Origin of the sequence: Umezawaea sp., assembly GCF_036375055.1 — a bacterium.
GTDB lineage: Bacteria > Actinomycetota > Actinomycetes > Mycobacteriales > Pseudonocardiaceae > Umezawaea.
Genome location: NZ_DASUSQ010000026.1, coordinates 13,863 through 38,948, shown reverse-complemented (window position 1 = coordinate 38,948; position 25,086 = coordinate 13,863). Strand labels below are relative to the sequence as shown.

Here is a 25,086-nt window from a genome sequence, read left to right as displayed (position 1 = left end):
TGCGGTGCCCGTGGTCAGGACCCCGCGGCGGGCTTCAGGCCGATCCCGGACGCCCACAGGGTGGTCAAGGTCTGGATGACCTCTTCCTCCTCGTAGTCCTCGCCGAGGACCAGCCACACGTAGCAGAAGTTGCTCACCATCGAGGTGATCGCCTCGGCCACGCAGCGCGGTGACAGGGTCGGGTCGACCCTGCCCTCGTTCTGGAGGCGGCGGATGCCCTTCTCCGACCGGTTCCGGAAGATCTGCCGGATGTTGCGGCGCATCTCGCGGAACCGGGGGCTGATCGTCGCGACCTGCTCCAGGATGGCCAGCAGGCCCGCGTTCTCCTGGTAGGCCCTGACGTAGGCGCGCGTCACGAGTTCGAAGCGCTCCAACGGGTCCCGCGACGATCCGGTGGGCACGGACGCCGCGACGTACAGCCCCTCGTTCACCTTGCGGATGACCGCGGTGAAGATGGCTTCCTTCGAGTCGAAGTAGGTGTAGAACGAGCCGCTGGACATCCGCGCCAGCGCCGTGATGTCGGTGATCTTCGCGTCCAGGAAGCCGTCGCGCACGAAGATCTCCTTCGCCGCCTCCAGGAGCCGTTCCTGGGTGCGGAACCCGCGCTCGGTCCTCGGGACGAGGATGCCCGCGCTCCAGTCCTCCTCGGACGCGGGCGGCGGCGCCGCGGCGTCGCCCCGTTCGACCGGGTCCTCCGTGGACGAACCACCCGTGGCTGAACTCACTGCTGCCCCTTCGCCGGATCCTCGGCGGGGACGCGAACGTCGTCGCGCTCCGAGGCAGGGGTACCGAGGTACGCCTCGACGACCTCCGCGTTGCGGCTCACGTCCCCGAGTGAGCCACTCGCGATCACCTGGCCCTGGTTCAGCACGACCACGTGGTCAGCCAGTGCCTCGACGGCCTGCATGACGTGCTCGATCATAACGATCGCCACCCCCTGCTCCCGGCACGTGCCGACCTGCCTGATCACCAGGTCGACCTCGTGCGGGGTGAGGCCCGCCATGACCTCGTCCAGGAGCAGGACCTTGGGCCGCGACACCATGGCCCGCGCGAAGTCGACCAGCCGCGTGAGCGCCGTCGGGATGCTGCCGAGCTGCTGGTCGCGGTACTCCCACAGCTCGAACCGCTCCAGCTCGGCGCGGGCCAGCGCGTTGGCCCGCCGGTAGCCGCGGGCCTGCCGGTAGGCCGCGACCGCGACCGATTCGAACACGTTGAGCGCGCCGACGTTGCCCGAGATCTGGAAGGTGCGGGTGATGCCCTTGGCGAAGGCCGTCGCCGACGGCACGCCGGTCACGTCCTCACCGTCGAGGTGGACCGCGCCCCCGTCCGGTCGCAGCACGCCGCCGATGATGTTGACCAGCGTCGACTTGCCCGCGCCGTTCGGGCCGATCAGGGCGGTGATGGACGCGGACGCGGCGGTGAAGGTCACGTCGTGCAGCACGTGGAGGCCGCCGAAGCTCTTGGCGACGTTCGCGACGGTCAGCATCAGCCCACCCTCCCGTCGACCAGTTCGCCGACCGGTTCGGCCGCGACGGGCGCGACCGGTTTCCGCCCGGTGCCGAACACGCGCCGCACCCCGGCTTCCCAGAGCGGCATGATCCCGCCCGTTCCGAAGCGCAGCAGCAGGATCACCACCACGGCGTAGGCGATCTGCGTGTAGCTGCTGACGTTGGCCGAGGAGACGGCGAACGAGCGGAGGAACTCCTCCAGCACCGCGATGCCGATGCCCGCGACGATCGGACCGGCCAGCGTGCCCGCTCCCCCGATGATCGAGCCGACCATCATGGCCACGCCGATCTCGACGGTGAGCACGGACTCGTAGCTGACGATCTGCACGTACTGCGCGATGAGCGTCCCGGCGATCGAGGTGAGCCCCATGCTCAGCGCCATCGCCAGCGCCTGGTTGCGGACGACCCTGACGCCCATGCTCGCGGCGATCACCGGGTCCTCCCGGATGAACGGCAGCGACCGGCCGAAGTGGGTGAACCTCATCAGCGCGGCGGTCCCGATCGTGATCACGACGAGGAAGCCCAGCGTCGTGTAGTAGAAGCCGCTCGGGTCGATGTACCACATCAGGTGCGCGAAACCCTCCTCGCTGCCCGAGTAGGAGATCCCGTTGGTGTCACCCAGGAAGCTCCACGACGCGGCGACGCCCGCGGCGGCCAGGCTCAGCGCGAGCGTGCCCAGCGCCAGGAAGAACGCGTTCACCCCGAAGCGGCTCATCAGCAGGCTGATGAGGAAGCCGACGACGGCCGAGATGACGACGCCGACCACCAGCGCGATCCACGCGTTGACCTCGTGGCGCCAGGTCAGGACGGCGACGGAGAACGCGCCCGTGCCGAACGCGACGATGTGCGACAGGGAGAGCTGGCCGACGTAGCCGCCCGCGATGTTCCAGGTGAAGTTGCGCAGCGCGTAGAGCAGCGCGACGAACCCCACGCCCACCATGGGCGGCGGCACCAGGAACGGGTAGACCAGCGCGAAGGCCAGCGCGAGCGTGACGACGACGGCGTTGACCCTCCTCAGTGGAGTGTCGAGGTACCGCAGCGGATTCCCCAGCGTCATCCCACACCCACCTTCGTCAAGGACTTCGGCGGCTTGATCCGCGAAGTCGCCCGCACCACGAGGCCCTGCGGCCTGATCAGGATCACCAGGAAGAACAGCGCGTAGACGAGCGCCGTCGCGAAGGTCCCCGGCGCGTAGAGGCTCCCGAGCGCCTCGGCGAGGCCGAGCAGGACGCCCGCCGCGACCGTCCCCCACAGCGAGCCCGCGCCGCCGATGACCACGACGATGAACGCCTTGATGGTCAGTTCGAGGCCCAGGGCGGGCGACACCGGCTGGATCGGCAGCAGCAGGCCGCCCGCGACGGCCGCGAGCCCGCAGCCGAGCGCGAAGGTGAGCCGGTAGACGCGGCGGACGTTGATGCCCACGTGGATCGCGCCGTTGAGGCTCTCCGAGCAGCCGCGGATGATCGTGCCGATCCTGGTGCGGTAGACCAGGAACGACACGGCGAGCACGAGCACGAGGCTCAGCACGCCCGCGGCCATCCTCGGCGCGCTGATCGTCACGCCGGAGGAGGTGAAGGCCTCGAACGGGTAGGGGTTGGGGATCGTCTCGAACGGTTCGGGGTGCAGGACCTGGAACAGGTACTGGATGGCGATCCCCAGGCTCAGGGTGATCACCAGCTGGCTGTGCCCGCCCTTGGCCAGCCCGGACTCCAGCAGGAGCCGCTGCACCAGGTACCCGACGAGCGCGCCGCCGAGCGCCGCGGCGACGACCGCCCCGAGGAACGGGAAGAACCCCTTCGGCTCCAGGGAGAGCACGCCGTACATCCCGATGAGCACGAAGTAGCCGTGGGCGAAGTTCACCACCCGCATGACCGTGAACACCAGGTACAGGCCGATGCCGATCAACGAGTAGATCAGGCCTTGCAGCAGTCCGGTGGACGCGAGTTGGAGCACCGTGCTCACGTGGCCACCACCCCTCCGGTCGCGGCGCTGCCGAGGTAACCGCGCCGCATCAGCTCGGAGTCGGCCAGCTCGTCGGTCGGGCCCTCGCCCGCGATGACCCCGTTCTCCAGGACGTAGGCCCTGGAGGCGAGGGCGAACGCCTGGTGCACGTTCTGCTCGACCAGCAGCACCGTCGTCCCGCGTTCGTTGATCCGCGCGATGGTGCGCATGATCGAGGTGACCACCAGGGGCGCGAGCCCCAGCGAGGGTTCGTCGAACACCAGCATCCTCGGTCGCGACATCAGTCCCCGGCCGATGGCCAACATGCTCCGCTCCCCTCCGCTGAGCGTTCCGGCGAGCTGTTCGGAGCGCTCGGCCAGGCGCGGGAACAGCTCGTAGATCTCGGCCAGCCCGGCGTCGGCCGCCGTGCGGTCACCCGCCGCGACGGCTCCGAGCCGCAGGTTCTCCTCGACGGTCATGCCCGCGAACAGGTCCCGGTTCTGCGGGACCACGACCAGGCCGCGGCGGACGCGGTCCCACGGGCGGACGCCGAGCAGCGACGTCCCCAGGAACGACAGGGTCTTCGCCCTGGTGGGCAGCAGTCCCAGCACGCCCTCGATGAGGGACGTCTTGCCCGCGCCGTTGGACCCGACGAGGCAGACGCACTCCCCCTCGCGGACCACCAGGTCGACCTGGTGCAGCACCTCGGAGCGGCCCCGCCTGACGGTGAGGCCCTCGATCTCCAACGTGGTCATGGCGCTCACTTGCTTCCGGGGCGCGGGTAGACCATCTTGGCGGTGGCGACGTTCTCCGGGTACACGGGGATGAACTCGCCGCCCTGCAACTGCGTGACGATGCCCTCGGCCTTGGTGTTCAGGCCCTTCTCGTCGAACTTCACGCCGTGGCCGATGATGTACATGCCGTTCTTGTCACCGCCCAGCCCGTCGAAGTCCACCTCGCGCAGCGCCTGGGCGATCTTCTCGGAGTCGTCGGCCGTGCCCGCGATCGTGATGGCCTCGGCCGCGACGGCGAGCGCCGAGTAGTAGCAGGCGCCGATGCCGTCGGGCTTCTGGCCGTCGTAGGCCGCCACGTAGTCGTCGTAGAACTTCTGCGGCGAGAACTTGGAGCCCTCCTTGCCCTTCAGCTTCTCCGTCCAGTAGCTGCCCGCCAGGTCGTTCTCGGCGATGTCGCCCGCGGACTCGACGAACTTGGTGTTGGTGTTGCCGCCGAGCACGCCGACCGTCGCGCGCGGGACGAACCCGGACGCCTTGAGGGCGGGGTAGAACTGGAACGCGCCCTGCGGGTTGCCGCCGAAGATCAGCACGTCCGGGTTGGCCGCCTGCACCTTGCTCACCAGCGGCGCGTAGTCGCTCGTGGACGCCTCGTCGTAGGAGATCGTGTCCAGGAGGCGGACGTCGGGGAACTCCTCCTTCAGGGTGCGCTCCCAGGCGGTCTTGGCCTCCGGGAAGGCGCCGAGGCTCGCGTGGACGATCAGCGCGGTTCTGACGGGACTGCCCGCGGCCTTCGCGCCCGCCACGACGGCGCGCACCGACGCGGCGGCCCAGCCCTTCTCGGCGAGCATGGTGGGTTCGAGCTTGAACGCGTACTTGCGGCCGTCGCCGATGATCGACGCGGCGGCCTCCATCGGCACCAGCAGCGGCACCTTGATCTGGTCGGCCGTCGTCGCGGCCACGACGGTGGGCGGGCTCGCGGACGCGCCGAGCATGATCCGGCAGCCGTCCTGCACGAGCTGCTTCATCAGCGCGGGCACGGCGTCCGGCTTGGACTGGTTGTCGACGGCCTTGATGACGACCTGGCGGCCGAGGATCCCGCCGAGCCCGTTGAGGTCCTTCGCGGCCAGCTGGAGCGCGTTGAGGGTCTGGGTGCCGTAGGCGGCCGTGGCGCCGGTCAGCGAGGCGACGTACCCGATGGTGATCGGGTTGTCGCCGCCGCTGCCGCCGGACGCGGCACCGCCGTCACCGCAGGCGGCGAGCAGTCCGGTGGCGCCCAGCGCGCCCGCGCCGATCAGGAAGCGGCGCCTGGACGCCTGGATGTCGAGCAGCCCGTCGAAGTTGTTGCCGGCCATCGTTCGTACCTCTCGCCAGTGGGAGGCGCGTCGCGCCCGAGGAGTGGTCCTGCTGTCGTGCGTGCGAAACCGGGTCAACGCCCCGTCCACCGCGGTTTTCGCTTCTCGACGAACGCCGCGGCCCCCTCAAGCCGATCGGCGCTCGTGTACGGGCTCGGGCCGGGGTCGAGGCGGAGCGCGGTCGAGATGGGCAGCGTCGAGCCCACCCGCACCATCGCCTTGTACCGGCGCAGGGTGATCGGGGCGCGCTCCACGAGCTGCGCCGCGATCACGCGGGCCCGCTCCGCCAGCTCCTCCCGCGGGGCCAGCCAGTTGACCAGCCCGACCCGGTGGGCTTCGACGGCCTCCAGCGGCTCGCCCAGGTACAGCACCTGGAACGCGATCCCCATCGGCACCAGCCTCGGCAGCATCTGGCTGCCGAAGTTCGCCCCCAGTCCCACCTTCGACTCCGGCAGCATCAGCCGCGCGTCGTCGGCGGCGAGGCGCAGGTCGCACGCCATCGCCAGTTCCAGGCCGCCTCCGACGACCCAGCCGTGCAGCACCGCGAGCGTCGGTTTCCCGCACTCCAGCACCGTTTCGTACAGGTTGCGCCCCGGCCCGCTCATCGGCAGGTAGGCCGCCGCGCCCGCGCGGTCGTGGCCGTTCATCTGCTTCAGGTCGGCGCCCGCGCTGAACGCGCGGTCGCCGTTCGCGGTCAGGACCACGACCCGGACGGCGTCGTCGCGGTCCAGGTCCGCGAACACCTCGACCAGGTCCCGTTGCAGCTCGGTGCTCAGCGCGTTCAGGTGGTCGGGGCGGTTGAGCGTCACGGTCGCCACGGAGTCGGTGACGTCGAGCAGCAGCGGCGGTGGCGTGCTCATCGGTCCTCCCCCGCGCCCACGCTCGCGCTGAGCCGCGGCCAGAGCCCGGCGCCGCCGTCCGCGACCACGCCCCGGCCCAGCAGCGCGGCCCACTCGCGGGTCGTGCCGAACTCGTCCTGCCACGCCCACAGCCGCGTGGTGAACCACGGGAGCGCGTGCTCGTCGGTGACGCCGATGGCCCCGTGCACCTGGTGCGCCCTCTTGGTCACGACCGCGGCGGCGCAGCCCGCCGTGTTCTTGGCCGCCGCCACCGCGAACACCTCCTGCTCCGGCGCGGCGGCCACGGCCAGGCGCACCGCCATCCCGGCGCACAGCGTCTCCTCGGCGATGGCGACCAGGTGCTGCTGCACCGCCTGGAACGAGGAGATCGGCTTGCCGAACTGCTCGCGCTCCCCGGCGTAGGCCAGGGACAGCTCCAGCGCGGACTCCATCGCCCCCGCCATCGCGGCGGCGCGCAGCACCGCTCCCCGCGCCCGCAGCGCGTCCGTCCCGATCGGACTGTCCGCCACGGCCGACGCGGCGGCTCCGTCGAACTCCAGCGCGTCGCGCGGCTCGCCGCCGAGGTTCGCGCCGGGCCTGACCCGCTGGGGCGTGGGCAGGACGACGAGCGTCCCCCCGTCGACCAGCGCGACGACGTGGTCGCCGTCTCGACCCCACGGGACGCGGTGCAGCGTCCCGGTGGCGGTCCAGCCGTCGCCGTCGCGGACCACCCGCAGGTCGTCGTCGGGGTGGCCGACCGCGCAGGTCGTGATGCCGTCGGGCTGCTCGACCCCCGCCTCCGCCACGAGCCAGGCCGCGAGCCCCGCCGTCTCCACCAGCGGCACCGGCGCGGCCGCCCGGCCGACGGCCCTCGCCAGCACGACGAGTTCGGCCGGTCCCGCGCCGTCGCCGCCCAGCGTCGTCAGCCCCGCCCTCTCCAGCACGGTCCACAGCTCGCGCGGGAACCCGCGTCCGGCGGCGAGCCGCGCGGACCGGTCGCAGTGCTTGGCGAAGATCGCGCGCAGGGTCCCGTCCAGCAGTTCCAGTTCGTCGGTCACACCGCTCGCCGCCTCTCGCGCAGGAGGTGCTTGGCCGCGACGGACCGCAGCACCTCGTTGGTACCGCCGCGCAGGGTGAACGTCGGCGCGGTGATCGTCGCGTCGGCCAGCAGCCTGCTGAACAGGTCGCCGTCCGGGTCCTGCTCGCCGCCGGTGAGGTCGCGGACGACGTCGAGCACGTCCTGCTCGAACGACGTGCCGAGGTCCTTGACCAGGGTCGCCTCGACCACCGGCACCTCGCCCCCGTCGAGCGACCTGGCGATCGACAGGGACATGTTGCGCAGCACCCAGTACCGGGCGGCGAGCGCGCCGAGCCGCAGCTCCGCCTCCGGGCCCGCCGCCTCCCGGAAGTCCAGGAAGTACCGCAGCACCGGGAACGTCGTCAGGAACCGGTCCGGACCGGAGCGCTCGTAGGCCAGCTCGGAGGTGACCTGGTGCCACCCGGACCCGATCTCGCCGAGCACCATGTGGTCGGGCACGAACACGTCGGAGAACAGCACCTCGTTGAAGTGGTGGTGGCCGTTGAGCAGGTTGATCGGCGACACGGTCACGCCGTCGGAGGACAGGTCGACGATGAGCTGGCTCAGGCCCGCGTGCTTGCGGCCCTCCTGCGGGGACGTGCGGCACAGGGTCATCACGTAGTCGGAGTAGTGCGCGCCGGACGTCCAGACCTTCCGGCCGTTGAGCAGCCAGCCGCCGTCGGTGCGGGTGGCCCTGGTGCGCACCGACGCGAGGTCCGACCCGCTGTCGGGCTCGCTCATGCCGAGGCAGAAGAACGCCTCGCCCCGGACGATGCGGGGCAGGAACTCGCGCTTGAGGCGCTCGCTGCCGAAGGTCAGGATGACCGGTGCGGTCTGCCGGTCGGCGACCCAGTGCGCCCCGACCGGGGCGCCCGCCGCGAGCAGCTCCTCCACGACGAGGAAGCGCTCGGTCGCGGACCGGCCCGGCCCGCCGTACTCCTCGGGCACGACCATGCCGACCCAGCCCCGCGCGGCCAGCCTGCGGCTGAACTCCGCGTCGGCGGCGGCGTTGATGCCCAGCTCGGGCAGGTAGGTGCCGCTCGGGAACTCCTCCGCCACGAACCCGCGCACCCGCGTGCGCAGGGCTTCCTCGTCCTCGGTCAGGCCCGACGGCCGGAAGTCGATCATCGGCCCTCCTCGACGTCGCCCCGGAGCCGCCGGGCCTGGGTCCAGATCTGCACACCGCGTTCGACCTCGATGGCCGTGGACCACGGCAGCGGCGACGGGTCGGCCTCCGCGCGGAAGGACTTCGCCACCCGCCGGGCCAGCACGGGATCACCGGCGACCCGGCCCGCCAGTTCCAGCGCCCGCGCCTCGACCCGGTCGTCCGCGACCGCCTCCCACGCGAGTCCCAGGTGGACGGCCCTCGTTCCCGACACCTCCTCGCTGAACAAGCCCATCGCCGCGGCGGCCTCCCGGCCCGCCACGCGGGAGGAGATCGTGAAGAACCCGCCACCGGGGTGGATGCCCGCCTTGAGGAAGCCCGCGATGAGCCGGGCGTCCTCCGCGACGATCCTCAGGTCGGTGGCCAGCGCCAGGTTCAGGCCCGCGCCGACCGCCGCGCCGCGCACGGCGGAGATGGTGGGCACCCTGATCTGGCCGACCCGGTAGAACGCCCCGTAGACGTCGTCGGTCTCGGCGTAGGCGCTGTCGCTCATGGGGTCCGCGTAGGTCCCGCTCCACGAGCGGGTGTCCGCGCCGGAGCAGAACGTGCCGCCGTCACCCCGGACGACCACGGCGCCGATGGTGGGGTCGGCGTCGATCCGGTCGCAGAACTCGGTGAGCTGGTGCGACATCGTCAGCGTGAGCGCGTTCCTGATGGACGGGTTGCTGATCGTGAGGACGGCGATCCCGTTCTCGACGTCCAAGCGGGTCTCGGGTGTCATGCGGTCGTCTCCTCAAGAGGACCTAGGCGGAGCAGGAAGTCCAGCGCGACGGCCCGCCGTCCGGCGTCGACCAGGCGCAGGGGGTTGACCTCCAGTTCGACCAGCCGGTCGCCGACCAGCACGGCGAGCCTGCTGAGCGTCGCGATGGCCTCGGCGGCGGCGGCCAGGTCGTGCCCCGGCTGCCCGCGGAACCCGGTGAGCAGCGGCGCCGACCTCAGTTCGAGCAGCATCTCCCCGGCCGTCCGCGCGTCGACGGGGGCGAGCCTGGTCGTGGTGTCGCGGTACAGCTCCGTGGTGACGCCGCCCGTGCCGACGGTGAGCAGCGGGGGGAAGCCGGGCTCGGTGTTGGTGATCCCGACGAGCAGCTCGGGCCCGTCCGCCACCTGTTCCTGCACGAGCACCTCGGTCGCGCCCTCGGCGGCGAAGCGGACCACGAGCTCGTCGTAGACCGCCGCCGCCTCGTCGACGCCGACCCCGAGGCGCACGCCCCCGCGTTCGGTCTTGTGCACGACCTCGGACGACTGGATCTTCAGCACCAGCGGCCCGCCCAGCTCGCGCGCCGCCCCGGCCGCCCGCTCCGCCGACCCGACCAGCCGTTCACCGGGCCGGTCGACCCCCAGCGCGGCCAGCACCTCGGCGCCCGCGTGCTCGGTGACCACCCCGCCGCGCAGTCCGCCGAGGACGTCCGCGACGGTCGTGTCGGACGTGGTCACCCGGCTGGAGGACCGGGACGGCGGCGGCACGGTGGTGGCCAGGGCGCGCAGCACGCCGACGCCGACGCGCGGCGAGTCGAACACCGGTTTCCCCGCGGCCCGCAGGATCTCCCGCGCCTCGGCGGTCTGCTGCCGGGCGGCGAGCCACACGACGACGACCGGCTTGGTCGCGCGGGCCCACAGCTCGCACAGCCCGCGGGCCATCGACGTCGCCAGGTCGCCGGTGACCATGGTCAGGACGACCAGGACCGAGTCGACGGTGGGGTCGGCGAGCACCTCGTCGCAGACCGCGATGAAGCCGTCGGTCTCGTTCGCCTTGAACATCTGCGCGGTCACGTCGACCGGGTTCGACACGGCGCCGAAGTCCGGGACGACCTCGGAGAGCCTGCGCCGCACCGGTTCGGTGAGGTCGTCGACGGACATCCCGTGCGCCTCGGCCTGGTCGGCGGCCAGGCTGCCCGCGCCGCCGGAGGTCGTGATGATGCCGATCCTGCCGCCGCCGGAGCGGGGCAGCACGCTCAGTGCGTGGGCCGTGGCGATGAAGTCCTCGACGTCGTCGGCCTGCACCACACCGCGTTCGCGGCACATCGCGGTGAACGCCGCGTGGTCGCCGATGATCGCGCCGGTGTGCGAGGTGGCCGCCCTGGCCCCGGACCGCGACAGCGCGGACCGCAGCACCAGGACCGACTTGCCCAGCTCGGCCGCCCGCGCGGTGAGCCGGTCGAACTCGGCACCGGGCACCGGGCTTTCGAGGTACATCGTGATGACCTCGATCCTCGGGTCCTCCACCAGGAAGTTCGCGATCTCCGCCGCTCCGAGGTCGGCCTGGTTGCCGGTGCTGGCCCAGGTGCCGATCCGCAGGCCGCGCTCCCTGGCCAGGCTGAAGATGGAACCGCCGACCGCGCCGCTCTGGCCGACGTAGGCGATGTTGCCCGGCTCGGGCACGCCCAGTTCGAGCGCCGCGGTGAACGACGCGACCACGTGGTCGTGGACCGCGACGAGCCCCTGGCAGTTGGGGCCGAGCAGGCGGACGCCGTGCAGGCGGGCCAGGCGGACGAGTTCGTCCTGGAGCGCCTGGCCGTCCGGCCCGGTCTCGGCGAAGCCGGAGGCGAACACGACCGCCGCCCGCGCGCCCGCCGCGGCCACGGCGGGCAGCAGGCGCACGACCTCGGAGGCGGACACCAGCATCAGGACCAGGTCGACCGGCCCCGGCAGCTCCTCCAGCGAGGGGTAGCAGGTGAGGCCGCCGAGGGTCTCGTAGCCGGGGTTGACCGGGTAGACCTCGCCCGCGAACCCGTGCTCGACGAGGTAGGTCAGCGGACGGGCGAAGGGGTTGCCGACCCGGCCGGACGCGCCGAGGACGGCGATGGCGCGAGGCCGGAACATCGCCGAGAGCTCGGCGTTCGCGGGTGCGGCAGGCGGGGCGAGGGCTACGGCGTCGGACACCTGGCGGCTCCCGTTCTCACTGGCTGGGGTGTTGCGAGCATGTAACTTGAACCTGAATTCAGTGTCAAGTAGTGTTCTGGAACACACAAGATCAAGGAGTCGCCGGGCATGAGATTCGGACTGACCCACGGGAACACCGGCCGCTACGCGGACCCGGAGGCGGCCGTCGAGGTCGCGGTGGCGGCGGAGGCCAGCGGGTTCGACTCGCTGTGGACCATCGAGCACGTCGTGCTGCCGACCGAGTACGAGCCGCTCTACCCCGAGACGGCCGACGGCCGGATCCCCTTCGCCCCCGACCACCCGATCGCCGATCCCCTGGTCTGGATGGCGTTCGTCGCGGCCCGCACGACCACGATCAAGCTCGGCACCGCCGTGCTGGTCCTCCCCCAGCGCAACGCGCTGATCACGGCGAAGGAGGTGGCGACGCTCGACCGGCTCTCCGGCGGGCGGACGCTGCTCGGCGTGGGCGCGGGGTGGCTGCGCGAGGAGTTCGACGCGCTGCGCGTCGGGTTCGACGACCGCGGACCGCGGATGAACGACACGATCGGCGCGATGCGCGCCCTCTGGTCGGGCGAGCCCGCCGACTTCAGCAGCGGCTCGGTCGACTTCCGCGGCGTGGTCAGCTCGCCGCGCCCGCACGGGGCGTCGGTGCCGATCCACGTCGGCGGCTTCACCGTCCCCGCCGCCGTTCGCGCGGGCAGGCTGGGCGACGGGTTCTTCCCCGGCGGCTACGACCGCGAGCGCCTCGGCGTGCTGATCAGGAGGTGCCGCGCGGAGGCGGTCGCGCACGGCCGCGACCCCGACGCCGTCGAGATCACCAGCCGGTGGACCAAGAACCGCGACGACCTGGCGAACCTCGACGTCCTGCGCGAACTGGCGGACCTGGGCGTGGACCGCGTGACCGTGTCGACGCTGCTCTTCGACCACGAGCACGTCGCCGACGAGCTGGCCCGCTTCCAGGACACCGTGATCGCGAAGTTCTAGCCCCCAGGAGAATCCGATGCCTTCGGTCGAATCCGTCCTCGGCCCCATCGACGCCGACGACCTAGGTCAGACCCTCATGCACGAGCACGTGTTCGTCCTCGACCAGGAGATCGAGTCGAACTACCCCGGCCGCTGGGACACCGAGGAGCGGATGGCCGACGCCCGCCAGAAGCTCCAGGACGTCGCCTCGCGCGGCGTGCGGACGATCGTCGACCTCACCGTCCTGGGACTGGGGCGCGACGTCTCCCGCGTCGTCGAGGTGGCCGAGCAGGTGGACGTGCAGATCCTCGCCGCCACCGGCCTGTACACCTACGACGACGTGCCCATGTTCTTCCGGTTCCGCGGGCCGGGGAAGCTGGTCGACGGTCCGGAGCTGCTCACCGAGTTCTTCATCCGCGACATCACGCGGGGCATCGGGGACACCGGAGTCAAGGCCGCGATCCTCAAGTGCGCCACCGACCGCGCCGGCGTGACCGAGGGCGTGGACCGGGTCCTGCGCGCGGTCGCCCGCACGCACCTGGAGACCGGCGTGCCGATCTCGACCCACACCCACGCCCTGACCGAGCGCGGGCTGGAGCAGCAGGCGATCTTCCGCGAGGAGGGCGTGGACCTGGAGCGCGTGGTGATCGGCCACTCCGGCGACACCACGGACCTGGTGTACCTGCGCAAGCTGATGGACGCCGGGTCCTACATCGGCATGGACCGCTTCGGCCTCGACCTGATGCTGCCGTTCGCCGACCGCGTCGCGACGGTCGCCGCCCTGTGCGCGGAGGGCTACGCCGAGCGCATGGTCCTGTCGCACGACGCGGCCTGCTTCACCCACAACTTCGACGTGGACGTGAAGAGGGAACTGCTGCCCCGCTGGCGCTTCACGCACCTGCACGACGAGGTGATCCCGGCGCTGCTCGACCTGGGCACGACCAGGGGGCAGATCGACCAGATGCTCGTCGACAACCCCCGCCGCATCCTCAGCGCGCGCTGACGGCGGCGGGGCGCCAGCTCTCCCAGCCCCGGCACAGCACGTAGGCCGCGGTGGTCGCCACCACGAGGGAGAGGTCGACGACGAAGGTCGTCGGCGCGTCGGGCAGGTCCAGCGCCGCGACCGCGAACACGGTGATCGCGGTCTTCTGGAGGAGCACGAGCTCCCACACGCCCGGCTGCCTGCGCGGGCCCGCGGCGAGCAGCACCCACAGCCCGGCGAAGACGAGGTAGGCGAACGTCCGCCACGCCTCGGTGAGGACGCGGTCGTCGGACACCTCCGTCATGATCACGACGCCGTTCGCGAAGGCGCCGAGGGTCGCGACGGCGCAGAGGGCGAGCAGCGCGCGTCCGATCCGGTCCCCGGTGGAGATCGGGCGGTCGACGACGGCTCCGACGGTCATGGCGGTCCTCCCCGTGGTGAGCGCGGGGTTCCTCCTCGCGCGGCACCGACGATCCCGCGCGGGCGCGTCCCGTCGCGTCGGCGAGAACTACGTAGACCGGCCGGGCAGCCCGAGTCCCGCGAGGACCAGGTCCAGGTAGCGCTCGGTGACCGCGGCCTGGTCGTCGCCGGACGCGGCGATGGCGTGCTGGAGCCCGCACAGCAGCTTCAGCAGGTCCTCGCCGGTCAGGGCCGACCGGACGACGCCCGCCGCGCGGCCCCGGTCGAGGAGGCGGGACACCGCCAGCGCGAGTTCCACCTTGGTCCCCGAGGTGCCGGTCACCGCGTCGTCGACGGCGACGAGGACGCTGACCAGGCCGGGTTCGCGCACGGCGTGCAGGAGCGAGGCGCGGAAGAACCCGGCGAGGCCCTCCGCGACGTCCTCGACCTCCGCCGCGGCCGTCGCGCGGTCGACCATCGCGCGGAGGCCGTCCTCCACCACGGCCTCCAGCATCGCCTGGTGCGTCGGGAAGAGCCGGTACACCGTGCCCACGCCGACACCGGCCCGGCGGGCGAGCTCGTTCAGCGTGATCCCCGTGTCGCCCGCGCCGACCGCACCGCGAGCCTCTTCAAGGATGCGCTCCTGGTTGCGCCGCGCGTCCGCTCGCACCACGTCCCCCTCCACCCGGCCACCGAAGTGGACAAGCTATCGACTTAGTCGCTACGGTCTAAGTGGATAGCTTATCAACTCGAAGGAGATCCCCGTGACCACGGTCTTCGTCCACGGCGTCCCGGAGACACCCGACCTCTGGGACGACGTCCGCGCGCACCTGCCCGGCGACACCGTGGCCCTGCGGCTGCCCGGTTTCGGCGGTCCGCGCCCGGAGGGCGTGCGCGACAAGGACGACCACGCCCGCTGGCTGGCCGACGCGCTGCGCGAGATCGACGGCCCGATCGACCTGGTCGGCCACGACTGGGGCGCCCACCTGGTGTACCGGGTCGTCACGGCGTTCGACGTCCCGCTGCGGAGCTGGGTCGCCGACGTCGCCCACGGCTGGCACCCGGACCACGAATGGCACGACGCGGCGAAGCTCTGGCAGACCCCGGCGGGCGAGGAGTCGCTAGCCGGCCTGCGCGAGGCCGTCCCCGGCAGCGGCCGCACGTTCGGCGACCTCCTGCGCCCGCGCGGCATGACCGCCCGCGTGGCCGCCGCCGTGGACGCCGCGCACGACGTCACGATGAGCCGGGCGATCCTCGACCTGTACCGCTCGGCGGTCCCGAACCTGCACGCGGACTGGGGCACGGGCCTCGACCGCCCCGCCCGCGTCCCCGGCCTGGTGCTGATCCCGGCGGGCGACCCGTTCGGCGGGGCGGAGCTGGACGTCGAGGTCGCGACCCGCCTCGGGGCCCGGTGGGTCGAGCTGGACGGGCTGACGCACTACTGGATGCTCCAGGACCCGGCACGGGTGGCCGCCGTGCTGCGCGGGTTCCACGAGTCGGTCGGAGCAGCGGCGGGCCTGCCAGGCTGAGGACGTGCCCCCGGCGGGGCTGCCACCGGGGGCACGTCGTCGATCACCGCTCAGGCATGATCAGCCACCTCTGGTTCCCACCGCCGTGGCACTCCCACTGGTGCGCCACCGATCCTTCACCCCCGTGCGCGATGTCGAGACACTTCGCACTGTGGCGAGGCTTGATCTCGTGGACCACGACCCCTGGCTTGGGGTTGAGCAGCCAGGTCTGGTGCTTCACGTTCGGCTGGCACGTGACACCGACGACGCGGGCCCCGTTGCTGAGCGAACCACCTCGGACCTCAAGGCACCTCCCGGTGGCCCCGTTGATGATCCGGTGGTAGCCGGTGGTCGGGTCGAGGACCAACCGCCACACCTGAGTGGGGCCGGTGTGGCACCCCCACTGGCTGACGTGCCCGTCCTGCGACCGTTCCTCCAGGCAGCGCCCACCCCACTCGAGAACCAGGTGGTAGTTGGCGTCCGGCGGGATCGGCGATCTGCTCGTGGTCGCGACACCCGGTGGAGCGGTGCCGACGAGCAGCGCCGCACCCGTCACGACCGCCACCGCGATCCTGCGCGCGAGTTCCGTGAACATGGAACCTCCCTGCTGTCAGACGAAGAGGAGGGAACAATCGTCAGCGGTGACAGGCTGTTGGACAAATACGCACAACCGCGTAGGGATGACGGCGTATCCTGCTGGTGACCACGGAGCCGACCCGCCGGGAAGGTGGCGTGTCGTGCAGAACCGACTGGAACACTGGCTCGACGTCGTCCGCGATCTGCTCGCGCAACCGCTGACCGAGATGCCGCACGTGACCCTGCTGGACGAACTGGTGCGCACCTTCGGTGGCGCAGCGGGTTCGTGGATCGACCGGCAGCCCGATGGACACGTCGAACACCACCTGTGGGAGTCGGGCATCACCGTGGACCAGGACACGCTCGCGTGGTTGCGGAACCGCTTGGACCAGCACCCGCTCCCCTGCTGGTTCGCGGCCACCGAGGACCTGACCGCGTACACGTTGGGCCGGGTTCCGCGGTCGCTGCGCGACCCCAGGTTCGAAACGTGGAACGAAGTGCTCGGCGGGCTGGACTTGGAGCACCAGATGGCCATCCCGCTGAGCGTGCGGGGTGTGTGGCACCGTGCTTTCGTGATCGTCTTGTCCGGTTCGGACGCCACCGATGAGGACCTGCGGTTGGCTCGGCGGTTGCAGGCGCTGCTCATCGGCCTCGATCGGCAAGCACGAGCGCTGGCGCGGTGGATGCCGCGCACGCCGTCGCACGACGCGGCCCTCACGAACCAGGAGGTCGCGGTGCTGGGGTTCCTCGCTCAAGGTCTCACCGCCCGAGCAGTCGCGCGACGGCTGCTGATCTCACCCCGGACCGTCCAGAAGCACGTCGAGCACATTCACGCGAAGCTGCGTGTGACGAACCGCGTGTCGGCGGTGCTCAAGGCGCAAGCGCTCGGGGTGCTCACCCCACCACCCGGCTACGCCGTCGCGAGCAGCAGACCGTCCTCGCCGTAGAACAGCGACCGCCCCGGCGTCGGGGTCGCGCGCAGCTCGGCCCCGACCGCCGGTTCCTCCTGCTCCGGCACCACCAACCCCACCAGGGTCCCGTCGGCGCACTCCAGGGTCACCAGCGACGTCACCCCGAGGTTCTCCACGGTCGACACCCGGCCCGCGAAACCGTGCTCCGCGACCACCAGGTACTCCGGGCGGACGCCCACCACGACCGGCGTCCCGTCCGGCAGGTCGAGCGGGCTCGGGAGGAGGGTGCCCGCGACCTCGACGCGGTCGCCGCGGACGGTGCCGTCCACCAGGTTCATCGGGGTCGAGCCGATGAAGTTCGCGACGAACGTGTCGGCCGGGCGTTGGAAGACCTCGCGCGGGGTGCCGAGCTGGCGGACGCGGCCGGACTCCATGACGGCCACGCGGTCGGCCAGCGCGAGCGCCTCGGCCTGGTCGTGCGTCACGAAGACCGTGGTGAGCGCCAGTTCCCGTTGCAGGCGCTTGAGGAACGTCCTCGCCTCCAGGCGCAGGCGGGCGTCCAGGTTGGACAGCGGCTCGTCCAGCAGCAGGACGTCGGTCTCCAGCGCGACCGCCCTGGCCAGCGCGGTGCGCTGCTGCTGGCCGCCGGAGAGCTGGCCCGGCCTGCGGTCGAGCAGGCCGGACAGGCTCAGGCCCTCGGCCGTCCGCTCGGCGACCAGCCGCTGCTCCGCCCTCGGAGCCCGGCGCACCCGCAGCGGGTAGGCGATGTTCTCCGCCACGGTCATGTGCGGGAACAGCGCGTAGTCCTGGAACACCATCGAGACGCCGCGCGCGCCGGGCTGTTCGCGCGTGACGTCGCGCCCGCCGATGAGGACCTTCCCGTCGGTCGCGGGCTCCAGGCCCGCGATGGTGCGCAGCAGCGTGGTCTTGCCGCACCCGGACGGGCCGAGCAGGGCGAACAGCTCGCCGTCGACCACGCCCAGGTCCAGGTCGTCCACGGCGCGGACCCCGTTGGGGTACACGGTGGACAGTCCGGCGATCTCGATGCCCGCCATCAGCTCTTGATGCCTCCGTGGAATCGGAACCCGTAGCGCGTGCTGACGAACAGGTAGAGCACGACCACCGGGATCGAGTACAGCAGCGAGAACACCGGGATCACGGACAGGTTGGCGCTGCCGCCCTCGTCCTGCAACGTGCGCAGCAGCACGGCGGCCGGCTGCTTGCCGACGTCGCGCAGCAGCAGGAACGGCAGCAGGAAGTTGCCCCACGCGTTGACGAACGACCACACCAGGATCGTCGCGACACCGGGCCGGGCGACCGGCAGGACGACGTGGCCGAGCACCTGGCGGGGCGAGGCGCCGAACACCCGCGCGGACTCCTCGTAGGAGCGCGGCACGGAGTCGACGAAGTCCTTGAGGATGAAGATCGCGGCGGGCAGCATCCCGCCCGCGATCACCAGCGCCGTGCCGAACCGGGAGTCGATCAGGCCGAGCTGGAGCACCATCACGAAGATCGGGACCATGGCCGCGGTGCCCGTCACGACGCTGGACAGCAGCAGCAGCAGGTACAGCAGCGCGTCGCGGCCCGGAATCCGCACGCGCGACAGCGAGTACGCCGCCAGCGCGGCGAAGACCGTCGTCACGACCGTCGCGACGACGCACAGCACCAGCGAGTTGACCAGCGACGTGAGGGCGTGCGGGTGGCGGAGGGTGGTCGCCACGTTGGCGAGCGTCCAGTCCGGCCACCGCAGGCCCAGCCCTGGGTCCGCGTCGAACGGGGCCGAGGCCAGCCACAGCATCGGCACGGCGAAGAACGCGAGCACGACGCCGATCAGCGTGCAGAAGCCGATCCGCCGCACCACCCACGCGGGCGTCACGACCGCCTCCGCAGCAGCCTCAGGTACACCAGCGCGACCAGCAGGTTGCCCACGAGCAGCAGCAGCGACACGGCGGACGCGTACCCGAGGCGCCCGCTCTCCAGCGCCTGCCGGTAGATCAGCACCGGCAGCACCTCCGACTCGTGGTTGGGGCCGCCCGCGGTGAGCAGGAACGGCGTGAAGTCGTTGGCGGTCCACAGGCTGATGAGCAGCGTGTTGGTCAGCACGTGCCCGCGGACGTGCGGGAACACCACGTCGCGGACGGTCTGCCAGCCGCTCGCGCCCGCCAGCCGCGCGGTCTCGACCTGCGACGGCGGCACGGCGGCCAGCGCGGAGGTGTACAGCAGCAGGGAGAACGCCGTGCCGCGCCACACGTTGAACACGATGAGGCTGGCCATCGGGTACCGCACGAGCCACGCGGTCGTCGGGTCGCCCAGCAGCAGGCCGAGCGTGCCGCCGTCCCTGCTGAGCACGGCGAACCACAGGTAGGCGACGACCGGCCCCGGCAGGATCCACGCCAGCAGCACCAGTCCCTCGGTGGTGCGCCGCAGCCACGGCCGCACCCGGCTCAGCAGCCACGCCAGCGAGAAACCGAGGACGTTCTGGCCGACCACGGCCGATCCCAGCACGAACAGCGCCGTCAGCCACACCGAGTTCGCGAACAGGGCGTCGTCGAGGGCGGCGGCGAAGTTGTCCAGGCCCACCACGCTCGGCGCCGCGGCCGACGGCCCGGTGAGCTGGTAGTCGGTGATCCCGATGTACAGGGTCCACAGCGCGGGGAAGACCAGGAAGACGCCGATCAGCAGCAGCGCGGGCGCGACGAACCCGATCGCCCGCGCGACCCCGAGGCCCGCGACGTCCCTGGCGCCCGCCGACCCCCACCGCCGCGCCGGGGCGTCAACCGACGGCAACGGACGCCTCGCCGACGGCCTTCACCACGGCGTCCTGGTAGGCCTCGGCCGCCTCGTCCGGGCTCTTGCCCGCCACGACGTCGGCGGTCGCCTGCTGGAGCGCCGCCGACACCTCGGGGTAGTCCGCGAGGCCGGGCCGGTACCGGGTGATCGGCAGCACCCGGTCGGCCACGAAGCCGAGCACCGGGTCGCCCGCGAGGACCTCGTCGTTGACGTCCTCGCGCTGGGTGATCTGGGCGGTGCCCGCCAGCGACGACTTCACCGCCTCGGCGGAGTTGAGGAACCGGAGGAACTCCCATGCCTGCCGGGGGTAGCGCGAGTTCGGGTTGACCACGCGCACGCCGCCGCCGGACGTGCTGACGAAGTCCTGCCCGCCGACCCCCGCTCCGGGCACCCGCGCGGGCACGAGCGCCCAGCCCACGGCCGTGTCGCGGTCGGCCATCGCGGCCACGCCGGTGCGGGGTTCCACGACGGAGCGCCAGAAGTAGTCGCTCTCCAGCAGGATGCCGATCCGGTTCTCGGCGAACAGCGCGAACGAGCGGTCGCGCCCGTTCGCCTCCTGCTGGAGCACCGGATCGCCGAGCCCGTCGCGGTAGATCCGCTGGTACAGCCCGAGGACGTCCTTCACGCCGGACGTCGCGCCCTGCCACTTCCCGTTGTCGTGGACGGGTGTCCCGGTGCCCACCAGCATGGGCAGCACGCCCTGCATCGTGGTCGCCTCGCCCATCGCGGTGCCCGCGTTGAGCTGGATCGGCGTGACACCGGGGAGCTTCTTCAGCTCCGCCGCGGCGGCCAGCATCTCGTCCCAGCTCCTGGGCTGCCAATCGGCGGGCAGGCCCGCCGCCGCGAACAGCTTCTTGTTGTAGAACAGGACCCTGCCGTCGGTGCCCATCGGCACGCCGTAGCGCCTGCCCTCGAACTCGCCGAGGCCCTGCACGGCCTTCGGGATCTGCCGCCAGCCGTCCCACGCGTCGACGTCCGCCGCGCCCACGAGGTCGTCGAGCGGCCTGATCTGGCCCGCCTGCGCGAACTCGCCGAGCCAGATGCCGTCCAGTTCGACGACGTCACCGCCGCCGCCGGTCTTGAAGTCCAGCGCCACCTTGGTCTTGTAGGCCTCGTCGGCGGTGCCGCTCTGCTCGAACCGCACGGTCGCGGTGACGCCCTTGGCCTTCTGCTGCTCGGTGAACCGGGGGATGACCCAGTTCGTGATCCAGTCCGCGCCGCGCGCGTTCTTCCCGCCCGACACCGCGTTCGCGACGATCGTCAGCGTCACCTCCTTGGCGTCGGCGTTGCGCGCCGGGTCCTCGTTCCCGGTCCGGCCGAGGCACCCGGCCAGCACACCGCTCACCGCCAGCAGCACGAACGCCGTTGTCCGCCGCATCGCGTGATCCCCCGCCCACAGGTTCCGCCGGTACGTCACCTTCCAACTTGGCACCCGGTCCGCCCAGCCGCAGCGCCCTATCGGGGGATTCCCCGCGGCCGGTCGTGCCTCCGCGCGGGTGGGAGGTGGACCGGCGGGGTCACCCGGCGGAGGCCGCCGCGCGGCGCACCGGGGCGAGCAGGACCAGCGCGGTCCTCAACCCGGTCAGGGGTTCCCCGTCCTCGGAGCCGAGCCGGGACGCCAGAGCGCCCGCCCCGCCGTGCAGCGGGAGGGCCTCGTCGCCCTTGACCTCGCGGAGGAAGGTGCGCAGGTCGGCGTCCACGGCCGAGGTCCCACCGCCGCCGCGGTGCGCCCAGGCCAGCCGGAAGCCGTCCGCGTCCCCGGTGTGCTCGCGGGCGAGGCCGTGCAGCTCGGCCGCGTGCCTGCCCGGCTGGTCGTCGGTGGCCTCCAGCTCGCGGTCGCGCGACCCCCAGGCCGTGGCGAGCAGCACCGCGGACCGCGCGTCGGGCCTGGCCCCGGTCCACGCCGCGAGCAGTTCCCCGTCGGCGGCGGCCCGAGCCACGTCGCAGCCGTGCTCGTCCAGCGCGACGGCCAGCTCCAGGCTGACGTCCGCGACCTGGCCGAAGACCTCCAGCAGTTCCTCGCCCTCGTCCACGTGCTCCCCTTCCGCCTCGGTGGTGGCACCACCCTGGCCGCGTGAGCCCCGTGCGCCACGGCAACACGCCGACGGGCGCGCGGTTCCCGCGTCGGCGGGCGGCGAGGGGATGATGCTCCGGTGAGCCTGACCAGCCAGCTCGACGGTGGAGCGCTCGGAACCTGGTTCGCGGGCCGCTTCCCCGGCACCGAGCGCCTGGCCCGGTCGATCACGACCGCCGCGCGGCGGATCGAGCCGGTGCGGCCCGCCGGGCCGGTCGAGCCGGATCACCGGACCGAGGTGGCGGGGGCGTTCCGCGCCCGGCTCGCGCTGCTGGTCGACGGTGCTCCCCCGTACCGCGCCCTGCACGGTCTCGTGCGCGCCGGCCTGGTGTCGCGCGAGTGGGCCGACCGGACCGCGGCGGCGTTCCCGTCGCACCGGGGTCTGGACCGCGACCGCGCCGCGCGCGGGCTGGAGCTGCGCCCCGCTCCCGGCGGGTGGGTCGACCTGGCCGGGCAGGAGGGCGGACGGCCGCCGACCCGGCACGAGCCCGTGCTCGCGGAGTTCTTCGGCCGCCTGGTCGGCTACCTCGACGGGCACGCCCGCGCGGGCGTCCTGGGGACGCCCAACGTGGAGGCCGGGTTCGCGCGGATGTGCGCCCTGCTCGCCGCCTGGGGCTCGGCCGACCTCCCCGAGCGGCTCCTCGCGCTGCACGCGCGCGAGGACTACTCGGTCGACGACCTGTGGGACCTGCCCGCCGAGGCGGTGGTCGTCGAACTCGTCGAGCTGGCCGAGCGGCTCCGCGTGCACGAGAGCGATCCGCGCGAACGGCCGCTGGAGCTGTGGCGGCGCTGGGGCCGCGACTACGCCGAACCCGCCGGGCCCGCGGCGCTCAGGCGGGCCACCACCGGGCCGCTGGACGACGGGCTGCCCGCGGGCGTGTGGGGCGTGTCCGCTCCGGTGCTGGTCCCCCGCTGGGCCGAGGCGGACCTGCTCGTCGGGTCGCGGCTGCTGGACGTGGAGGCCGTCGCGGACGTCGACGAGCCCGAGCGGGTGGCGCGCTGGCTGTGGCGGCTCGCGGCCTACACGTGGCTCGACACCACCGACCGCTACCGCGTTCGCGTGGTCGGCCTCTACCTGGCCCGGCACGGTCTGCACGTCACGTGGGACGCCACCACGTTCACGCAGGCGCTCCTGGACTCGCCCAGGGGCGTCGACTCCGCCCGCCGGGAGTTCCTGCGGATCGTCCGGGGGACGATCACCGCCGAGGGCGCGCGGCCACCGCACGGCGGCCGGAAGGTGCCGATCCCCTGGCGGGGCCGGTGATCCCGGCGCGGCGACGGCGCGGTCAGCCGCCCGAGGCCTCGCGGGTGATCCGCTCGAACTGGGCGGCCATCGCCTCGGACAGCGCGTGCGCGGCGGTGAGCGGGCGGACCATGACCACGAGGTCGTCGATCAGCCCGTCGTCGTCCAGGTGCAGGAAGTCGCAGCCGTTGACCTCCCGGCCGCCGACGCGGGCGGTGAAGACCAGCGCGTGGTCCCGGCCGTCCGGCTCGCCGATCTCCCGCACGTAGCGGAAGTCCTCCAGCACCCGGAAGACCCCGCGCAGGATCGCGGCGACGAGCGGCTTGCCGGGGTACGGCGCGAACGCCACCGGGCTGGTGAACACGACGTCGTCGGCCAGCAGCGCCTCGACGGCGTCGAGGTCGCCCGCCTCGACCGCCTTGCGGAAGGGGTGCACCGCTACCTCCATAGACAACTTGTTGACTAGTAACTTCGAACATTAGTCAGCATGCTGTTAGGTTGTCCAGATGGCTCTGCGCTACGCGGTCCTGGCCGCACTCCTGGAGGGCGAGGCGTCCGGCTACGACATGGCCAAGCGCTTCGACGCCTCCGTGGCGAACTTCTGGACGACGACCCCGCAGCAGCTCTACCGCGAACTCGACCGGATGGAGGTCGAGGGCGTGATCGCGGCGCGGGTCGTCCAGCAGGAGCGCAGGCCGAACAAGCGCCTGTTCACCCTCACCGGGGCCGGGGAGCGGGAGCTGCTCGCGTTCTCCACCGAGCCCGCGAAGCCGGCCGCGCTCCGGGACGACCTGCTGATCAAGGTCCAGGCCGTGGACGCGGGCGACGCGCGGGCCGTCGCGGCGGCGGTCCAGGAGCGCCTGGAGTGGTCCCGCGCCAAGCTCGCCCGCTACGACCGGCTCCGGGCCCGGCTGCTGGACGGCCGCACCGAGGAGGAGTTCCTGGCCGGGTCCGACCGGATCGGCCCCTACCTCACCCTCATGGGCGGCCGGGCGGTCGAGCAGGCGACCACCGGCTGGTGCGAGCGCACGCTCGCGATCCTCGCCCGCCGCGCCGCCCTGCCGACCGCGGACGCGTGACCCCCGCGGGGTGTCGATGTCCGGCCGTCCCGACGGGGCCGCCCGCCGACCCTCAGGCCCGCTCGTGCGCACCCCGGGTCAGCGCGGCCAGCTGGTCGGCGTACTCGATGCGGTCGACCCAGTCCGCGGGCCACGCCGCCAGCCCGTGCGCGGCACCGGTGAACGCCCCGGCCAGCGCGGCGATCGAGTCCGAGTCACCGCTGGTGCGCGCGGCCCGCACCAGGGACCGGACCGGGTCGTCGGCGTGGCGGAGGGCGCAGTAGAGGCCGGTCGCCAGCGCCTCCTCCGCGATCCAGCCCGCCCCGGTGGCCAGGCACGCGTCCTGGCCGTCGTCCGGCGCGGCCAGCGCGGCGACCACCCGCTGGACGGCCTCGGCGCACTCGTCCCAGCCGCGTGCGATGAAGTCGGCGGGCGTGGTCGCACCCGGCGCCTCCCACAGCGCGCCGAGCCAGTCGCCCTGGTACACCCGACGCCGGTCGGCGCAGCGCTGGAGCAGCGCGGCGGGCACGTCGGCCAGCGCGAGACCGTCGACCAGCAGCCGCGTCGCGTACGCGGTCAGCTCGGACGCGGCCAGCGCCGTGGGGTGGCCGTGGGTCATCGCGGCCTGGAGCTGAGACACCCCGGCGAGCACGTCGAGGTCGAGCCCCGGCAGCAGGCCGACCGGGGTCACCCTCATGTTGGCGCCGCACCCCTTGGACCCCGCGACGGTCGCCTCCACCCACGGCAGGCCCTCCGCGAGCCCGCCGCACGCGTGCAGGCACGTCGTGCCCGGCGCGCGGTCGTTCTCCGGGCTGTGCGCCCACGCCACGAACCGCTCCCGCAGGCGCGGTTCGAGGACCTCGGCGGTGTACCGGTCGACCCCGTGCAGCGCCCACGCGACCGCGAGCGCCATCTGGGTGTCGTCGGTGACCGTCGCCGGGTCGCCCTCCAGGTCGTCCGGCCCGGTGGGGCCGAACCTCCGGTCGATCTCGGCCACGGTGAGGAACTCCGTGGGCCTGCCGAGCGCGTCCCCGAAGGCCAGTCCGTACAACGATCCCGCGATCCGCTCCATGGCCCGCGACTCT

Annotated in this window: 27 protein-coding genes; 6 read left to right on the top strand and 21 right to left on the bottom strand. The window is 72.6% G+C overall.

Annotation, left to right across the window (positions count from 1 at the left end; translation table 11 throughout):
- Nucleotides 1-14: 14 nt before the first annotated feature.
- From VFZ92_RS08450 to VFZ92_RS08400, 11 genes are all read right to left on the bottom strand, one after another.
- Nucleotides 15-725 carry a TetR/AcrR family transcriptional regulator gene (locus VFZ92_RS08450; protein WP_330875251.1) on the bottom strand — a complete coding sequence of 237 codons (711 nt, stop codon included), beginning with the start codon at nt 723-725 and terminating at the stop codon, nt 15-17.
- Nucleotides 722-1,486, bottom strand: a complete 765-nt coding sequence (locus VFZ92_RS08445; RefSeq protein ID WP_330875250.1) for an ABC transporter ATP-binding protein — start codon at nt 1,484-1,486, stop codon at nt 722-724. Before VFZ92_RS08445 ends, VFZ92_RS08450 begins: the two co-directional genes overlap by 4 nt.
- Nucleotides 1,486-2,565 (bottom strand): branched-chain amino acid ABC transporter permease, encoded by a 1,080-nt coding sequence (locus tag VFZ92_RS08440; RefSeq protein ID WP_330875249.1) that lies wholly within the window; start codon nt 2,563-2,565, stop codon nt 1,486-1,488. Before VFZ92_RS08440 ends, VFZ92_RS08445 begins: the two co-directional genes overlap by 1 nt.
- Complete coding sequence (locus VFZ92_RS08435) at nt 2,562-3,470, bottom strand: branched-chain amino acid ABC transporter permease (protein WP_330875248.1); 909 nt, start codon at nt 3,468-3,470, stop codon at nt 2,562-2,564. Before VFZ92_RS08435 ends, VFZ92_RS08440 begins: the two co-directional genes overlap by 4 nt.
- A complete protein-coding gene (locus VFZ92_RS08430) occupies nt 3,467-4,204 on the bottom strand; it encodes an ABC transporter ATP-binding protein (RefSeq protein ID WP_330875247.1) in 738 nt (245 codons plus the stop codon). The genes VFZ92_RS08435 and VFZ92_RS08430 overlap by 4 nt, the downstream gene beginning before the upstream one ends.
- Nucleotides 4,205-4,209: 5 nt before the next feature.
- Nucleotides 4,210-5,535 (bottom strand): ABC transporter substrate-binding protein, encoded by a 1,326-nt coding sequence (locus VFZ92_RS08425; protein ID WP_330875246.1) that lies wholly within the window; start codon nt 5,533-5,535, stop codon nt 4,210-4,212.
- A gap of 74 nt (nt 5,536-5,609) precedes the next feature.
- Nucleotides 5,610-6,395: an enoyl-CoA hydratase/isomerase family protein gene (locus VFZ92_RS08420; protein WP_330875245.1), complete on the bottom strand. Its 786-nt coding sequence runs from the start codon at nt 6,393-6,395 to the stop codon at nt 5,610-5,612.
- A complete protein-coding gene (locus tag VFZ92_RS08415) occupies nt 6,392-7,432 on the bottom strand; it encodes an acyl-CoA dehydrogenase family protein (protein ID WP_330875244.1) in 1,041 nt (346 codons plus the stop codon). The genes VFZ92_RS08420 and VFZ92_RS08415 overlap by 4 nt, the downstream gene beginning before the upstream one ends.
- On the bottom strand, nt 7,429-8,580 hold the full coding sequence (locus tag VFZ92_RS08410; protein WP_330875243.1) for an acyl-CoA dehydrogenase family protein: 1,152 nt from the start codon (nt 8,578-8,580) through the stop codon (nt 7,429-7,431). Before VFZ92_RS08410 ends, VFZ92_RS08415 begins: the two co-directional genes overlap by 4 nt.
- Complete coding sequence (locus VFZ92_RS08405; protein WP_330875242.1) at nt 8,577-9,338, bottom strand: enoyl-CoA hydratase/isomerase family protein; 762 nt, start codon at nt 9,336-9,338, stop codon at nt 8,577-8,579. Before VFZ92_RS08405 ends, VFZ92_RS08410 begins: the two co-directional genes overlap by 4 nt.
- On the bottom strand, nt 9,335-11,497 hold the full coding sequence (locus tag VFZ92_RS08400) for an acetate--CoA ligase family protein (RefSeq protein ID WP_330875241.1): 2,163 nt from the start codon (nt 11,495-11,497) through the stop codon (nt 9,335-9,337). The genes VFZ92_RS08405 and VFZ92_RS08400 overlap by 4 nt, the downstream gene beginning before the upstream one ends.
- A 108-nt stretch (nt 11,498-11,605) precedes the next feature.
- Between VFZ92_RS08400 and VFZ92_RS08395 the strand changes: the two genes are divergently transcribed.
- Nucleotides 11,606-12,481 carry an LLM class F420-dependent oxidoreductase gene (locus tag VFZ92_RS08395; RefSeq protein ID WP_330875240.1) on the top strand — a complete coding sequence of 292 codons (876 nt, stop codon included), beginning with the start codon at nt 11,606-11,608 and terminating at the stop codon, nt 12,479-12,481.
- Between the two features lie 16 nt (nt 12,482-12,497).
- Nucleotides 12,498-13,463: a phosphotriesterase-related protein gene (locus tag VFZ92_RS08390; RefSeq protein WP_330875239.1), complete on the top strand. Its 966-nt coding sequence runs from the start codon at nt 12,498-12,500 to the stop codon at nt 13,461-13,463.
- Here VFZ92_RS08390 and VFZ92_RS08385 read toward each other — a convergent pair.
- Together VFZ92_RS08385 and VFZ92_RS08380 are read right to left on the bottom strand one after the other, a co-directional pair.
- Nucleotides 13,450-13,863 carry a hypothetical protein gene (locus VFZ92_RS08385; RefSeq protein ID WP_330875238.1) on the bottom strand — a complete coding sequence of 138 codons (414 nt, stop codon included), beginning with the start codon at nt 13,861-13,863 and terminating at the stop codon, nt 13,450-13,452. The two genes, VFZ92_RS08390 and VFZ92_RS08385, sit on opposite strands and share 14 nt — an antisense overlap.
- Nucleotides 13,864-13,950: 87 nt before the next feature.
- Nucleotides 13,951-14,514, bottom strand: a complete 564-nt coding sequence (locus tag VFZ92_RS08380; protein WP_330875237.1) for a TetR/AcrR family transcriptional regulator — start codon at nt 14,512-14,514, stop codon at nt 13,951-13,953.
- A 91-nt stretch (nt 14,515-14,605) separates the two neighbouring features.
- Between VFZ92_RS08380 and VFZ92_RS08375 the strand changes: the two genes are divergently transcribed.
- A complete protein-coding gene (locus VFZ92_RS08375) occupies nt 14,606-15,370 on the top strand; it encodes an alpha/beta hydrolase (RefSeq protein WP_330875236.1) in 765 nt (254 codons plus the stop codon).
- Nucleotides 15,371-15,413: 43 nt separating this feature from the next.
- Here VFZ92_RS08375 and VFZ92_RS08370 read toward each other — a convergent pair whose 3' ends face one another.
- Nucleotides 15,414-15,944 carry an RICIN domain-containing protein gene (locus VFZ92_RS08370; RefSeq protein WP_330875235.1) on the bottom strand — a complete coding sequence of 177 codons (531 nt, stop codon included), beginning with the start codon at nt 15,942-15,944 and terminating at the stop codon, nt 15,414-15,416.
- Nucleotides 15,945-16,086: 142 nt separating this feature from the next.
- On the opposite strand from VFZ92_RS08370, the gene VFZ92_RS08365 reads away from it, so the two are divergent.
- Nucleotides 16,087-16,872 carry a response regulator transcription factor gene (locus VFZ92_RS08365; RefSeq protein ID WP_330875234.1) on the top strand — a complete coding sequence of 262 codons (786 nt, stop codon included), beginning with the start codon at nt 16,087-16,089 and terminating at the stop codon, nt 16,870-16,872.
- Here VFZ92_RS08365 and VFZ92_RS08360 read toward each other — a convergent pair.
- The 5 genes from VFZ92_RS08360 to VFZ92_RS08340 form a co-directional block, all read right to left on the bottom strand.
- On the bottom strand, nt 16,836-17,891 hold the full coding sequence (locus VFZ92_RS08360) for an ABC transporter ATP-binding protein (protein WP_330875233.1): 1,056 nt from the start codon (nt 17,889-17,891) through the stop codon (nt 16,836-16,838). The genes VFZ92_RS08365 and VFZ92_RS08360 overlap by 37 nt on opposite strands.
- Nucleotides 17,891-18,712: a carbohydrate ABC transporter permease gene (locus VFZ92_RS08355; RefSeq protein WP_330875232.1), complete on the bottom strand. Its 822-nt coding sequence runs from the start codon at nt 18,710-18,712 to the stop codon at nt 17,891-17,893. The genes VFZ92_RS08360 and VFZ92_RS08355 overlap by 1 nt, the downstream gene beginning before the upstream one ends.
- Nucleotides 18,709-19,623 (bottom strand): sugar ABC transporter permease, encoded by a 915-nt coding sequence (locus VFZ92_RS08350; protein WP_330875231.1) that lies wholly within the window; start codon nt 19,621-19,623, stop codon nt 18,709-18,711. The genes VFZ92_RS08355 and VFZ92_RS08350 overlap by 4 nt, the downstream gene beginning before the upstream one ends.
- The gene (locus tag VFZ92_RS08345) at nt 19,610-21,004 is read right to left on the bottom strand and encodes an extracellular solute-binding protein (protein ID WP_330875230.1); all 1,395 of its coding nucleotides are present in this window, start codon (nt 21,002-21,004) and stop codon (nt 19,610-19,612) included. The genes VFZ92_RS08350 and VFZ92_RS08345 overlap by 14 nt, the downstream gene beginning before the upstream one ends.
- A gap of 139 nt (nt 21,005-21,143) precedes the next feature.
- Nucleotides 21,144-21,659, bottom strand: coding sequence for a hypothetical protein (locus VFZ92_RS08340; RefSeq protein ID WP_330875229.1), 516 nt, complete (start codon nt 21,657-21,659; stop codon nt 21,144-21,146).
- A gap of 120 nt (nt 21,660-21,779) precedes the next feature.
- On the opposite strand from VFZ92_RS08340, the gene VFZ92_RS08335 reads away from it, so the two are divergent.
- A complete protein-coding gene (locus VFZ92_RS08335) occupies nt 21,780-22,964 on the top strand; it encodes a hypothetical protein (RefSeq protein ID WP_330875228.1) in 1,185 nt (394 codons plus the stop codon).
- 22 nt (nt 22,965-22,986) lie between these two features.
- On the opposite strand, the gene VFZ92_RS08330 is transcribed toward VFZ92_RS08335, so the two are convergent.
- A complete protein-coding gene (locus VFZ92_RS08330; RefSeq protein WP_330875227.1) occupies nt 22,987-23,379 on the bottom strand; it encodes a nuclear transport factor 2 family protein in 393 nt (130 codons plus the stop codon).
- A 70-nt stretch (nt 23,380-23,449) separates the two neighbouring features.
- Between VFZ92_RS08330 and VFZ92_RS08325 the strand changes: the two genes are divergently transcribed.
- Entirely contained in the window at nt 23,450-24,022 is a 573-nt protein-coding gene (locus VFZ92_RS08325; protein WP_330875226.1) for a PadR family transcriptional regulator, read from the top strand.
- Between the two features lie 52 nt (nt 24,023-24,074).
- Here VFZ92_RS08325 and VFZ92_RS08320 read toward each other — a convergent pair whose 3' ends face one another.
- Complete coding sequence (locus tag VFZ92_RS08320) at nt 24,075-25,073, bottom strand: ADP-ribosylglycohydrolase family protein (RefSeq protein ID WP_330875225.1); 999 nt, start codon at nt 25,071-25,073, stop codon at nt 24,075-24,077.
- Nucleotides 25,074-25,086 lie beyond the last annotated feature (13 nt).